Here is a 13,330-nt window from a genome sequence, read left to right as displayed (position 1 = left end):
AGGGCTGCAGATGAACGGAACCGTGAAAACACTCATGGCGGCAGGGGTTGCGCTCGTGCTGACGGGCTGCGGCACGGAAGAGCAGGAAACGGCCGGGGACGTAAAGACCTTGGAAATCGCCGCGGATGTCGAATACGGCAAAGAGGATTACAAAAAGATCGTCAATGCAAACAATGAACTCGGAATGGAACTGATGGCGGAAGTTCCGGCGGATGGAGACGGCAATACATTCATTTCCCCGCTGAGCCTCTATATGGCACTGTCCATGCTGTATAACGGAGCGGCAGGTGAGACGAAGGCGGAAATCGCCGAAGTGCTGAATGCGTCGATCCCACCGGAGGAAATGAACAAGGCGAACGCATCGCTGATGGTGATGCTTGCAGATAACTCAGAGAGTGTGCAGCTGGATATCGCAAATTCGATCTGGCTGAATGAAACATATGATTTTCAGCAAGAATTCGCGGAGAGCAACAGGGACTACTTTAACGCGAAGATTGAGGAAATCGATGTCACGGATTCGGAGTCGTCGGATCGGATCAACGATTGGGTGAGCGGCAGAACGAACGGCATGATCGACAAGATGGTGCCCAAGCCGCTCGACCCGAATTTAGTGACCATCCTGCTGAATGCGATTTATTTCAAAGGTGAATGGACAGAGCCATTCGAAGAAAAAAACACGGAAGATCGGCCGTTTCGCCTGCATAATGGAGAAAGTGTCGATGTTCCGCTGATGACGGCCAAGCGGTACTGGGACTATATGGAGACGGACCAATTTCAGGCCGCGATACTGCCGTACGGTGACCGTGAAGCGGGCATGTATGTGTTCCTTCCAAAAACAGGCTCTTCGCTCGAAGAATTCGAAGCCGGTTTGACTCCAGAAAACTGGAAAAGCTGGCGGCAGCAGTTTGACTACAGGGAAGGAACATTGTCGATTCCGAAGTTCGAACTGGAATATGGCGTTCTTCTGAACGATGCATTGAAAACGCTCGGTATGGAGACAGCGTTCATGGACTCAAATCTGTCCGGTATGCTGGAAGGGGGCGGCGGAACCATCAGCGAAGTGAAACAGAAAACCGCACTTAAAGTGGACGAAAAAGGTACGGAGGCGGCGGCAGCCACATCCATCACAGTGCCAACGGAAGGTTCCGCGGAAGGGCCCTTCACCATGACAGTCGACCGGCCGTTTTTCCTCGCCATCGAAGACACGGAAACGCGGACGCTCCTGTTCATGGGATCGATCGCGGATCCTGTCTCAAAATGAAAACAAGACAGCCCGGACCTAGTATGAAAAAGGTCCGGGCTGTCCCTGTTCTACAAAACCGCTTCACTGTTTTCCGTGATCCGGATCGCTTTCAGCTGTTTGCCTTCTGCAAATGCTACGGCGCCCGGACCGCCGAGATAAAAATCGATGTGGGGATGCCCGGCCGCGAACTCGTCCAGTTCCTCCAGAATCCGGCTGTTTTCGTCGAAAGCCCGCATCGTGACCGCTGAAAGCACGACTTTTTGCGGCAAAATCTGCCGGACCGCCGACTGGATGGCCGAAGGAGCCGGAGAAGGTCCGAGAATGACGGTCTTCCATCCCTGCAGCATGAACTTCAATGCAAGAATATGAAGCGGAATCTCATGCCGCTCATGAGGAAGGCAGGCCCCCAGCATGACCGGTGCCCGGTCAATGACCTGGAAGTTCCGGCGGAGCTGGATGAGGAAATCCCGGACGACAAGGCTTGACAGAGCTTCCTGATATTCACCCCAACGGCCATCCTGCCAGCGCTGACCGACTTCACGAAGGAACGGAACGATCAGGCCGTCCAGGAATTCCGGCAGGCTGGCCGAGTGATAGGCTTGCTGAAGAAGATGATTCATCTCCAGTTCCGCGCCTTCGGAACCTTCTGCCAGCAGAGCCTGCAAATAAGCGGTCATAAGCGGCTGCGGCTCCGCTGCCTGCTTTGCCGCGATGGGATTATTTCCGCCTCTTTTAATGAATTCTGCCGCCTGGCTGGCGGAAAACCCTTGTTCAATCAGATTCTTCATCCGGATCAGTGTCCCGATTTCGGCCTGGCTGTAAACCCGGTAACCGTTGCTAAGCCTTTCAGGTGAGACGATACCGTAACGGTCTTCCCACTTCCGGATGACTTGCTTGGAAAGGCCCGCCATGTCGGACGCTTGTGTGATGCTGTACGAGATGTTGCGGTTCGTCGGTTCCATTTTGTTTCATCCTCTACTGACATAGTGGGCAGCTGGCAATTTTCTGCGGGTAACCGGAAATTGTTTCCGTGCTGTAGCAGAGCGAGATTCCTCCAGAGTAAAACAATTGCTTGTACAATGATTATACAATGTTTAAGTGTTGGAGACAAAGGATATTGAAAAATATAAACTTTTTAGTAGATTTTATTCCTGAAAGGTTGTATCATCATTATACAATCATTGTACGGCGGAGGCGAAAAATATGGATAAACGGATAGCGGTCGTCGGAGCGGGACCCGGGGGACTTTCCGCGGCTATGCTTTTAGCGGCAAAAGGTTACAAAGTGACAGTTTATGAGAAGAAGGGGGTCGTCGGGGGAAGGAACGCCGAAGTGCGGCTCGGTGAATTCAAGTTCGATATGGGGCCGACGTTCCTTTCGATGATCCATATCGCCGAAGAGATATTCGAGGCGACAGGGCGGGACCTCCATGAGTACATGACGGCTGTCGAGCTTGATTCGATGTACGACCTGATTTATGAGGGGCGCGCGATAACGATGACGCGCGACCGTGAAAAAATGAGGCAGCAGATCGAGGAGCTCTATCCCGGGGAAAGTGAAGGATATGACCGACTGATGCAGGATTCTGCAAGGAAACTGGATGCGCTGACGCCCATCCTCCAGACCCGGATGGACAGAATGACTGACATGATGCACCCCAAAGTCCTGAAAGCGCTCCCTGAGCTCGATCTCGGGAAGACACTGCACGACGTGCTGTCCCGTTACTTTACGACAGAGGAACTGAAACTCGCCTTCACTTTCCAGTCGAAATATCTGGGGATGTCCCCTTGGGAATGTCCCGGCGCTTTTTCGATTCTCTCTTACATGGAGCATGCGTACGGCATTTTCCACCCGATCGGCGGGCTCAATCAGCTGTCGAAGGCGATGGCGAAAGTGACGGAAGAACTCGGCGGCGATATCCGGCTGAACTGCGGTGTGGAAAAATTATGGACGGAAGGAAAGAAAGTGAAGGGTCTTTACTTGGAAAACGGGGAACGGATAGAAGCGGATGAAGTGGTCATTAATGCTGACTTTGCTTATGCGATGACAAAACTCGTCGACGAAGGAAAGCTGAAAAAATACACCCCGAAAAAACTGGCGAAGAAGAAATACTCCTGCTCGACCTTCATGCTGTATTTGGGGCTGGATAAAAAATACAATATGCCCCATCACACCATCGTGTTCGCAAAAGATTATAAAAAGAACGTCGAGGAAATCACCAAGTTGAACATGCTGTCCAAGGATGCTTCCATTTATATACAAAATGCCAGCGCGACAGACCCGACGCTCGCGCCGGAAGGGAAATCGACGCTGTACGTCCTCGCGCCTGTACCGAATAACTTCAGCGGCATCGACTGGGAGGCCGAAAAAGGGCAGTTCCGTGAACTCATCCTGAAGACCATCGAAGAGAAAACCGGATTCAAGGACTTACCCAGCCATATCGAAGAAGAGCATATGATTACGCCTCAAAATTGGGAACAAGACATGAACGTGTACCGGGGAGCGACATTCAATCTCGGTCACCAGCTTTCCCAAATGATGGTTTTCCGTCCCCACAATAAATTCGAAGAGCTTGAAAACTGCTGGCTCGTCGGCGGAGGGACGCATCCCGGCAGCGGTCTGCCGATTATTCTGGAATCCGCGCGTATAACAGCCAACGGCATACTGTCCAAGGACAAAAAAGAGACAGTCGCCGTTTCACCGCTGCCGCGGCTGGATCCCGTCCAGGGGCCGTAAGCCAATAGCGGCGGAATGTCCCTCGGAAGGCCATGCGTCATTACAGCCGAAAGGCTATTTCCCCGCCATCGAAGACGCGGAAAAACGGACAATCCTATTCATGAATTAGATCGCGAACCTGACAGCACAATAACGGGCCGGCAATAAACTCAGCTCCCCGCACCGGAATCCACACCGGCGCAGGGGGTTTTTTGTTGGGTTCTTCAGAGACAGAAACTCATCTTTTGAAATACATAGGAAATATTTATTTGAATATTGACAATTAAAAGAATACAGCGATAAAGTTAATGAGACACCATGCGTCAGCATCATGCGGACAAACTGAAAAGGAGGGAAAAGTTTTGACGCAGTCCAATGAGAATCAGTCGTCAGTCTCAGTGGAAAAACTGAAGTGGATGTATGAGCAGATGGTGAAAATCAGGTATTACGAAGACCAGATGGTGGAAGTGTACACGGAAGGAAAGAAACCGGTATTCAATATCGGTGCGGGAACAGTGCCGGGCGAGATGCATCTTTCCACCGGCCAGGAACCGGCAGCTGTCGGCATCGGAGCGCACCTGAAGAAAGAAGATACGGTGACCTCCCCCCACAGGCCGCATCATCACGCCATCGCCAAAGGTGTCGATCTGAAGCGGATGACCGCCGAAATTTTCGGGAAGGAAACCGGTCTCGGCAAAGGAAAGGGCGGCCACATGCATTTGTTCGATCCGGAAGTTAAGTTTGCGTGCAGCGGCATTGTCGCTGCCGGAATTCCGCATGCGGTCGGCGCGGCAATGGCTGCCAAGATGAAAGGGAAGGACTGGGTGGCGGTCGCGTTTATCGGGGAAGGGGCGGCCAATGCGGGCGCATTCCACGAATCGCTCAACCTGGCGGCTCTTTGGAACTTGCCGCTCATCGTCGTGGTCGAGGACAACGCATACGGCATTTCCGTTCCGAAAAAGTCGTCCACGTCCGTAGATTCAAATGACAAGCGGGCGGATGCTTACGGCATTGCCGGCGCTTATGTGAAAGACAACGACCCGATCGCCATGTACCTGGCAGCGGAAGAAGCGGTCAGCCGGGCAAGGAACGGGCAGGGGCCGACGATCATTGAAATCGAGACGTATCGCTACCTGGGCCATTTCCAGGGAGACCCTGAATTGTACCGTGATAAAGCGGAAGTGCCCGGACTCCGGGAACTGGATCCGATTGTAAAGCTGAAGGAGAAGCTGATTGAAAAGAGCACCGATGAAAAAGAACTGGATGAAATGGAAGAACGGGCGAAACAGGAAGTGGATGAGGCGTACCAATTTGCCCGCGACAGCAATTTCCCGGCTCCGGAAGCGGCACTGGAAGATGTTTTTACTTCATAAAAAATCGGGAGGAGTGAAACCCGCGTGGAAACAGCGAAAAAACGCATACTGACAGGCAATAAAGCGATGGCTGAAGCGATTGCTCTTGAGATGGAACGGGATTCGAATGTTTTCGTTCTCGGAGAGGATGTCGGGAAGTACGGCGGTATTTTCGGCTCGACGCAAGGGCTGATCGACAGATTCGGAGCGGAACGGGTGCTTGATACGCCGATATCCGAGACCGCCTTCATCGGTGCGGCGATCGGTGCAGCGGCGGAAGGGATGCGGCCTGTTGCAGAGCTGATGTTCGTCGATTTTTTCGGCGTATGCATGGACCAGATCTACAACCACATGGCGAAAATCCCGTACATGTCCGGCGGGAATGTGAAGCTGCCGATGGTGCTCATGACGGCCGTGGGCGGCGGCTATAATGATGCTGCCCAGCATTCACAGACACTGTATGCCACATTCGCCCACCTGCCGGGCATGAAAGTCGTGGCTCCATCAACGCCGTATGACCTGAAGGGAATGATGATTTCCGCCATTCGTGATGACAACCCGGTCGTGTTCATGTTCCATAAATCCCTCCAAGGTCTCGGCTGGATGGACCAGCTCGATGCTTCCGTGGAACACGTTCCCGAAGAAGCATACACGGTCCCATTGAATAAAGCCAAGGTGGCGAGAGAAGGAAGCGATGTGACCATCGTCGGCATTCAGATGATGATGCACTATGCGATGGAAGCCGCTGAGAGACTGTCCAAAGAAGACGGAATCGAAGCGGAAGTCGTCGATCTCCGGTCGCTTGCGCCGATTGACCGGGATACCATTGTGAAATCGATTAAGAAGACGAGCCGGCTTCTTGTCGTGGATGAGGATTATTTATCGTACGGCATGACAGCTGAGGTCGCGGCCATCGCGGCGGAACATGCGCTTGATGAACTCAAGGCCCCGGTCCGCCGTCTGGCGATACCGGATGTGCCGATTCCGTATAGTGATCCGCTGGAGAACTTCGTCATTCCGGGTCCCGAGCGGATTTACGAAGAAGTGAAGAAAATGATGCGCAGCTGAAAAGGCTCATACAGGAGGTGGACTGATGGCGGAAGTGCGTGTGCCGCAGGTAACGGAAGACGTCGATGAAAGCCTGATCGTCCTCTGGTACGTTTCAGAGGGGGATACAGTGGAAAAGGGCGATGCGCTCGTTGAAATCCAGACGGAAAAAGCGGTTAGTGTGATTGAAGCGGAAGAGAGCGGAACGGTGATCGAAATCAATGTTAAGCGGGGCGAATCCGCGAAAGTGGGAACAGTAATCGCTAAAATCGAATAAAAAGTCCGCCGGCGGGATGCCGGCGGATTCATCATTTCACAAGCGGTTTCATCAGCCGGTGCATTTTCTCCATCAGGTTTTCCTTCAACTCTTGAGGAAAATCCATTTCATTCACCGTCTCACCCATCAGGCCAAGCCAAACCTCAGCCCGTTCTGGCGTCGTCGAGAAGCTGTGCCGGCGCTGAACTTGTTCTTTTTCACTTTGTCCGGTCCCGGACGGACTTCCATTGATCAGTCTCGAGATGAACATGCGCTGACGCTCTTTCAGTACATCCACGTTGACGCCGCGCTCTTCGAACATACTGCTGTAGTAGGGATCTCTGATTAATTTCACATAGAAACGGTCGACCAGTTCGTCGACTTTTCCTTGAGGCACGACCGCTTCATGCACGCGGACAGTTCCTACCCGGTAATCGACATTGCCGGCGATCGTTTTGCCGATGAAGCAGTTTTCACGCGCTTCTTCTGCCGCTTCCTCGTAGTCCTTCTGCCGGGATGGGTCTCCGCCAATGACCGTCGGATTGACAATGAGTGTGCTGAACTTCGATTTGACCGGAAAATCCGCCACAATGCCCTCGGACTGGATCGACACGCGCTCGGCAGGGAGCTTTTTCTGGGTAAGCGTCCGAAACAGCGTGCCGCTGTAGCAGGTCGATACTGCACTGATCAGCAGATCTTCAGGGCTCAGTCCCGTGCCTTTCCCTCCCATATCGGCCGGGCTGGAATACGTCAGCAGCTGCTGGCCTGCCGTCATTCTCCCTTCGCCATCCTTGCCTGTTCCGCTCCAATTGAACTGTGCTTCAAAATGCAGGTCTTTCATAAGTAACCGGCTCCTTTCAGTTCAAAAACTCTTCCATTGCCAATTATAAACGTCTTGATAACCGAAATCTGTGACGTATATCAACTTTTACAGAGAAAATTGCCGTTCTGATACGATTTAAAGAAAGGGGAGTCCTGCAATGCCATTCGAACTGATCCGGCAGGACATAACAAAAATGGAGACAGATGCGATCGTGAATGCCGCGAATCCGCAGCTGCAGGAAGGCGGTGGCGTGTGCGGAGCGATCTTCCAGGCTGCCGGCGCTGAGGAACTGCAGGCGGCGTGTGACGCAATCGGCCCGATCCAGATCGGTGAAGCGGTCAGTACGGACGGGTTCCGCCTTCCCGCAAAAATGATCATCCATACGGCGGGTCCCGTCTGGCATGGCGGGGATAGGGGCGAAGAGCAGCTGCTCCGGGCGAGTTACCTGAATGCGCTTCTCCTCGCTGAAACACTCGGCTGCGGATCCATCGCGTTTCCGCTTTTATCCGCCGGCGCTTTCGGGTACCCGAAAGGACAGGCGCTGCGTGTTGCCATATCAGCGATTGAACATTTCCTCGAGCAGCATGAAATGTCCGTGTACCTGATCGTGTTCGATAAAGCGGCATTCAAACTAAGCAGCGGATTATTCCATAACGTTTCCGTTTTCATTGATGAGCATTACGTGGAGGAACAGGAAGCCTTGTTCACCCGTGGGCGGTATATGCAGGAAGATATCTTATTCGAACAGAAATCCGAAGCGATTCCGCTCGACCGGTTGCTGGAAGAGCTGGACGAATCCTTTTCCGTCCGCCTTTTGCGGCTGATCGATGAGCGCGGACTCAAAGATCCCGACGTCTATAAAAAAGCGAATATCGACCGGAAACTGTTTTCGAAGATCCGGAATTCCTCGGATTACACACCGATGAAGCGGACGGCGATCGCGTTCGCCATCGCACTGGAGCTCGACTTGGATGAAACAGAGGACCTGCTGGAAACAGCCGGCTACACACTGTCGCGGAGCAGCAAGTCCGACCTCATCATCCACTACTTCATCCAGTCCGGAATCTACAATATGTTCGAGATCAACGAAGTGCTGTTCCTGTATGATCAGCCGCTCCTCGGCGGCTGATTTGTCGCTTCGGAAGCGACCTTTTCCGCCTGAGTCAGGTCTATCCTTAGAGTAATCAAATTCAAGGAGGGCTTCAAAATGGATAACAGCCTGACCGAACTCGTTTTCATCCTCGACAAAAGCGGTTCGATGGCGGGACTCGAGTCGGATACGATCGGCGGATTCAACGCGCTTTTAGCCAAACAAAAGAACGGGGCAGGGGAAGCCAATGTCACGACCGTCCTGTTCAATCACGGATACGATCTGCTGCATGACCGGATCCCCATCGATGGAGTATCCCTGATGACCGACAGGGAATATGAAGTCGGCGGGACGACGGCCCTGCTCGACGCCATCGGGTCCACGATCAATAAAATCGGCAATGCGCAAAAAAGGACAGCGGAGGATTTGCGCGCGGGGAAAGTGATGGTCGTCATTACGACAGACGGCATGGAAAATTCCAGTCGTGAGTACAGTGCGGAAAAGATCCGGACAATGATCGGCCGGCAGAAGTCGGAGTTCGGATGGGAATTCATTTTCCTCGGCGCGAACATCGATGCACTGTCCACCGCTGGCCGTTTCGGCATCGACGAGGATTTCGCCGTTGACTACCATGCAGATGAGGAAGGCACTGACCTTAATTTCAAGGTGATGAGCGAGATGATCAGCAGTGTGCGGGAAGGAAGAACACTGGACCGGAACTGGAAAAAAGAGATCGAAGCGGATTTCAAGCGCAGAAAGCGGTGAAGGCCCCGCTTCAGGCGGTCCTTAAGAGGGACCCGCAGGCATGCAGCCAATGACGGAGCAGCAGGACTGAAAGCTGAAAGGCTTCGGTCCTGCTTTTTTCATGGCGAGTTTTCCAGGCGGCGGAATAGGGAATGGGTGAACGAGTACACTCGTCCGGCAGTGGCCGGCGATAGAGCAGAGGAGCTGAATCTTATTGAGAATCAGAAAACCCATTCCGAAAGCGGAAGGACTGGATAATACATTAGCGCTGATCAAGGAAGGATTTCACTTCATTCCGAGCCGGCGGGAAAAACTGGCGTCGGATATTTTCGAGACGAGACTGATCGGAAGAAAAGCCGTATGCATGGCGGGTGAAGAAGCGGCGGCCATTTTCTATGACAACAATCTCTTCAAGCGGGCAGGCGCCGCGCCGAAACCGCTCAAGCAAGGTCTGCTCGGTGTCGGAGGCATACACGGCCGCGACGGGGAAGACCACCACCAGCAGAAGCGGATGTTCCTTTCGATGATGACGCCTGAGCGGCTGGAGGACATGCGCCGCATCGCCGTCGAAGAGCTCGACCGGAAAGCGGCGGCCTGGCAAAAAGAGGACAGCGTCGCCATGCTGCCGGAAATGGAAGAGATCATGGGCCTCGCCGGGATGAGATGGGCGGGGCTCCCGCTCGGCAGCGAGCAGGAAGCGAAGCGCCGGGCGAAGGAACTGGCGGATATGGTGGACTCCTTCGGCGGGTCATTTTCCCGATATCAGGAAGGCAAACGTGCCCGGGAGAGCCATGAAGAATGGCTTCGGAATATCATCCGGGATATTCGCCAGGAAAAATATAACCCGCCTCCATATACAGCCGCTTATATCGTCGCGCACCATCGCGGAGCGGACGGCAAGCTGCTCGACCTCGAGACGGCGGCAGTCGACTTGAACAACTCGTACCGGCCGCTTGTCGCGACGGCATATTTCATTGTGTTCGGAATGCTGGCCATGTACGAACACCCCGAGACGGTCGCAAAGATCCGGTCGAATGAAGGCAATTACAGCCACATGTTCTCTCAGGAAATCCGCCGCTACTATCCGTTCGCGCCGGCGATGGTCGCGAAGGCGAAAAAGGATTTCATCTGGCACGGCTATCATTTCAAGAAAGACCAGACAGTAGTCCTTGATCTGTTCGGCACGAATCGCCATCCGGACAACTGGGAGGAGGCGGACCGCTTCATTCCGGAACGTTTCCATAACTGGAGCGGCAGTCCGTTTGCATTTGTCCCGCAAGGCGGCGGCGACCACTATATGGGGCATCGCTGCGCGGGTGAATGGATGACCGTCATCGTGATGCAGGCGTTTTTCCATTACTTGACGGCCGGTGTAGCTTACGATGTGCCTGAACAGGACTTGACCTATGATCTCCGGCGGATGCCGACCATGCCGAAAAGCGGTTTTGTCATCCGGAATGTCCGGAGAAGCGGGAACTATCCGCTGGATGCGTTGATGGAGGACCAGAATCATACAGCGGTTAAATTTTAATGGAAATGAAAGCCGGCAGCCAGCAGTGCTGCCGGCTTTCACATGTTTTATTCCGCCATCCGGAGGGAAAAAGATGTTAATAGTTTAAAGCGAGGAGGGATTGCATGAAAGTGTTCGTGTTTGGCGCCGGAGAGGCGATCGGAGAGCATGTACTGAAGAAGCTGGCACGCACCGGCTATGAAGCGGTCACGATCACCGGTACGGAAAACCGGGCGGAAGAGCTGGAGAGAATGGGGGCCAGCCGGGTGATGGTAACCCGCGATTATGATTTCGTCGAAGCGATCGATGGCTGCGATGCCATTATCTATCTTGCTGAGGCAAGTGTCATGTCCGGGGAAAATCAGAATATCCTTGTCGATCATAAAGCGATCATCGGAACAGTGGAAAAAGCGCAGGAGTTGGGCGTGAACCGGATTGTTTACTTAAGTGCGGTGATGGCGGATGAATCGGACGAGTCGAAAGAAACAGGCGCGAAGCATGAGCCCGAGGAGCTGATCCGGCAGGAAGGTGTCATCTATACAATCATCCGCACTACCCATACGGAGAGCAAGCCCGGTAAAAACAAAGTAAAAGCCGCCAGACAAATCAGCAGACCGGGAGGCACGCTGGCAAATGAAGATGTCGCTGCAGTGCTTGTCGAAGCCTTGGAAACGGAGGAAGTATACAGGAAAACAATTGAAATCACAGCGGGTGATACGCCGATACCGGAAGCGCTTGCAAGCTTTGGGTGAATAAGATGGAATGGAGAGAAAGGTGGTTTTTATGGGAAAAGTGACGAAATATTTACCGTCCGCAATTTTGGGGACGGCGATTGCAGTGCCGCTTACATATATCGCCTACATCTATGAAAAGGATGACAGGCAGAAGCAGCACGCGATCCTGAGGAATTTTCCGCTGCTTGGACGCGTGCGCTACATGACCGAGAAAATCGGTCCGGAACTGAGACAGTACTTGTTTGAAAACGATAACGAAGGGAAGCCGTTTTCGCGCCTCCAGTATCAGCATGTCGTCAAAGCCGGGAAATATAATGAACGGCTGATCGGGTTCGGGTCGAACCGGGATTTTGCGGAGGATGGCTATTACATCCGGAATACGGTGTTTCCGAAACTGCGGACGGAACTCCGGGTGGACAACACCGACAAAATCAACACATACAAATATGTCATTGATCACGAGGGATTGATGTCGAGAAGAGAGCACAGGGAGGAAGTGCAGATCGACCCATTTTACCTCCGGGATGAGGACGCCGTCGTATTGGGCGAACACACTTGCCGGGAACCTTTCCGGATCAAGGGACAGGTCGGAATGTCTGCGATGAGTTATGGAGCGCTCGGCGACCATGCAATCACCGCGCTGTCGAAAGGCATCGGACTGGCCGGCGGTGCCTGGATGAATACAGGCGAAGGCGGAATTTCCGATCATCACTTGGCCGGCAACCCGGATCTGATGATGCAGATCGGCCCTGGACTGTTCGGCGTTCGGACGCCGGCCGGGGAATTTTCCCTGGAAGCATTCAAAGAAAAGGCGGCGATGCCGCAAGTGAAGGCATTCGAAGTGAAACTCGCACAAGGGGCGAAAACGCGCGGCGGCCATTTGGAAGGCCAGAAAGTGACGGAAGAAATCGCCCGTATCCGCCTGATTGAACCCGGGAAGACAGTGAACAGTCCGAACCGGTTCGTGGAGTTCGACACGTTCCCGAAGCTGTTCGATTTCATTGAAATGCTGCGGGAAGAAGGGGGCAAACCGGTCGGCATGAAAATCGTCGTCGGCGATCTTGAAAGCTTGGAGGAGATGGTGCAGGAACTGAAGAAGCGTAAGCAGGGACCGGACTTCATCACGATCGACGGCGGGGAAGGCGGAACCGGCGCCACTTACCAGGAGCTGGCCGATTCTGTCGGCCTGCCGATTTTGACAGCGCTGCCTGTCGTTGACGAGATGCTTCGGAAATACGAAATCCGGGACCGCTACAAGCTGATCGCGGCCGGTAAACTGATGACCCCCGACAAAGCGGCGGTCGCGCTCGGCATGGGCGCCGATCTGATCAACATCGCCCGCGGATTCATGATCAGCGTCGGCTGTATTATGGCGGAAGTCTGTCACACGAACCGTTGTCCGGTCGGTGTGGCGACGACCGATCCGGAACTGCAGGACGGACTGGTGGTGGAAGAGAAGATGTACCGGGTGACCAACTACATCGCTTCACTGCGTGCCGGCCTGTTCAATATCGCGGCGGCGGCGGGCGTCGACTCGCCGACGAAGCTGGAGCGGAAGCATATCATTTACAAAGATGAACAGGGCCGGCTGGCTTCAGTCGGCAGCATGATCGAGAAAATCAGCAAAGAAGAACGGCCTGAGCGGATGGAATCCGTCGAAATGCCGGACTTTTCGCGGAATGACTGATTTTTAGAATTGCAAAAACCGGAAAGCCGAAGGAAATCGGCTTTCCGGTTTTTTGACTTTCAGTGAATCAGCTGAAGAAGTGAAGCGACCAGGACGAGACCGGCAAGGAATGCGGGGAAACTGCTTTTT

The 13,330-nt window shown here is 53.6% G+C and carries 11 protein-coding genes and 1 pseudogene; 10 read left to right on the top strand and 2 right to left on the bottom strand.

Annotation, left to right across the window (positions count from 1 at the left end; translation table 11 throughout):
* Window positions 1-10: 10 nt before the first annotated feature.
* Window positions 11-1,261 carry a serpin family protein gene (locus CCE92_RS00060; RefSeq protein ID WP_088005482.1) on the top strand — a complete coding sequence of 417 codons (1,251 nt, stop codon included), beginning with the start codon at window positions 11-13 and terminating at the stop codon, window positions 1,259-1,261.
* A gap of 50 nt (window positions 1,262-1,311) precedes the next feature.
* Here CCE92_RS00060 and CCE92_RS00055 read toward each other — a convergent pair whose 3' ends face one another.
* Window positions 1,312-2,205, bottom strand: a complete 894-nt coding sequence (locus CCE92_RS00055; RefSeq protein ID WP_088005480.1) for a MerR family transcriptional regulator — start codon at window positions 2,203-2,205, stop codon at window positions 1,312-1,314.
* A 241-nt stretch (window positions 2,206-2,446) separates the two neighbouring features.
* On the opposite strand from CCE92_RS00055, the gene CCE92_RS00050 reads away from it, so the two are divergent.
* The 4 genes and pseudogenes from CCE92_RS00050 to CCE92_RS00035 form a co-directional block, all read left to right on the top strand.
* Complete coding sequence (locus tag CCE92_RS00050; protein ID WP_088005479.1) at window positions 2,447-3,979, top strand: phytoene desaturase family protein; 1,533 nt, start codon at window positions 2,447-2,449, stop codon at window positions 3,977-3,979.
* Between the two features lie 395 nt (window positions 3,980-4,374).
* Complete coding sequence (locus tag CCE92_RS00045) at window positions 4,375-5,331, top strand: thiamine pyrophosphate-dependent dehydrogenase E1 component subunit alpha (RefSeq protein WP_241535801.1); 957 nt, start codon at window positions 4,375-4,377, stop codon at window positions 5,329-5,331.
* 45 nt (window positions 5,332-5,376) lie between these two features.
* Window positions 5,377-6,378 carry an alpha-ketoacid dehydrogenase subunit beta gene (locus tag CCE92_RS00040; RefSeq protein WP_479459113.1) on the top strand — a complete coding sequence of 334 codons (1,002 nt, stop codon included), beginning with the start codon at window positions 5,377-5,379 and terminating at the stop codon, window positions 6,376-6,378.
* A 25-nt stretch (window positions 6,379-6,403) separates the two neighbouring features.
* Window positions 6,404-6,628 (top strand): annotated as a pseudogene (locus CCE92_RS00035) (biotin/lipoyl-containing protein); the annotation flags it as partial.
* Window positions 6,629-6,665: 37 nt separating this feature from the next.
* Here CCE92_RS00035 and CCE92_RS00030 read toward each other — a convergent pair.
* Window positions 6,666-7,454: an OsmC family protein gene (locus CCE92_RS00030; protein ID WP_088005471.1), complete on the bottom strand. Its 789-nt coding sequence runs from the start codon at window positions 7,452-7,454 to the stop codon at window positions 6,666-6,668.
* A 139-nt stretch (window positions 7,455-7,593) separates the two neighbouring features.
* On the opposite strand from CCE92_RS00030, the gene CCE92_RS00025 reads away from it, so the two are divergent.
* The 5 genes from CCE92_RS00025 (at window position 7,594) to CCE92_RS00005 (ending at window position 13,201) form a co-directional block, all read left to right on the top strand.
* A complete protein-coding gene (locus CCE92_RS00025; protein ID WP_088005469.1) occupies window positions 7,594-8,565 on the top strand; it encodes a macro domain-containing protein in 972 nt (323 codons plus the stop codon).
* Between the two features lie 78 nt (window positions 8,566-8,643).
* Window positions 8,644-9,291: a vWA domain-containing protein gene (locus CCE92_RS00020; protein ID WP_088005467.1), complete on the top strand. Its 648-nt coding sequence runs from the start codon at window positions 8,644-8,646 to the stop codon at window positions 9,289-9,291.
* A 193-nt stretch (window positions 9,292-9,484) separates the two neighbouring features.
* Window positions 9,485-10,801 (top strand): cytochrome P450, encoded by a 1,317-nt coding sequence (locus CCE92_RS00015; RefSeq protein WP_088005466.1) that lies wholly within the window; start codon window positions 9,485-9,487, stop codon window positions 10,799-10,801.
* A gap of 104 nt (window positions 10,802-10,905) precedes the next feature.
* Window positions 10,906-11,532 carry an NAD(P)H-binding protein gene (locus CCE92_RS00010; protein ID WP_088005464.1) on the top strand — a complete coding sequence of 209 codons (627 nt, stop codon included), beginning with the start codon at window positions 10,906-10,908 and terminating at the stop codon, window positions 11,530-11,532.
* A gap of 31 nt (window positions 11,533-11,563) precedes the next feature.
* A complete protein-coding gene (locus tag CCE92_RS00005) occupies window positions 11,564-13,201 on the top strand; it encodes an FMN-binding glutamate synthase family protein (RefSeq protein ID WP_088005462.1) in 1,638 nt (545 codons plus the stop codon).
* Window positions 13,202-13,330: the final 129 nt, after the last annotated feature.

This window comes from Indiicoccus explosivorum, assembly GCF_002167005.1.
In the GTDB taxonomy this organism is placed as follows: Bacteria; Bacillota; Bacilli; order Bacillales_A; family Planococcaceae; genus Indiicoccus; species Indiicoccus explosivorum.
This window is presented reverse-complemented; position numbering and strand designations above follow the sequence as displayed.

Bases quoted from the DNA above. Each gene is read 5' to 3' on its own strand.
- CCE92_RS00050 (WP_088005479.1), top strand. From the start codon at position 2,447: ATGGATAAACGGATAGCGGTCGTCGGAGCGGGACCCGGGGGACTTTCC.
- CCE92_RS00010 (WP_088005464.1), top strand. From the start codon at position 10,906: ATGAAAGTGTTCGTGTTTGGCGCCGGAGAGGCGATCGGAGAGCATGTA.
- CCE92_RS00025 (WP_088005469.1), top strand. From the start codon at position 7,594: ATGCCATTCGAACTGATCCGGCAGGACATAACAAAAATGGAGACAGAT.
- CCE92_RS00060 (WP_088005482.1), top strand. From the start codon at position 11: ATGAACGGAACCGTGAAAACACTCATGGCGGCAGGGGTTGCGCTCGTG.
- CCE92_RS00055 (WP_088005480.1), bottom strand. From the start codon at position 2,205: ATGGAACCGACGAACCGCAACATCTCGTACAGCATCACACAAGCGTCC.
- CCE92_RS00030 (WP_088005471.1), bottom strand. From the start codon at position 7,454: ATGAAAGACCTGCATTTTGAAGCACAGTTCAATTGGAGCGGAACAGGC.
- CCE92_RS00020 (WP_088005467.1), top strand. From the start codon at position 8,644: ATGGATAACAGCCTGACCGAACTCGTTTTCATCCTCGACAAAAGCGGT.
- CCE92_RS00045 (WP_241535801.1), top strand. From the start codon at position 4,375: ATGTATGAGCAGATGGTGAAAATCAGGTATTACGAAGACCAGATGGTG.
- CCE92_RS00005 (WP_088005462.1), top strand. From the start codon at position 11,564: ATGGGAAAAGTGACGAAATATTTACCGTCCGCAATTTTGGGGACGGCG.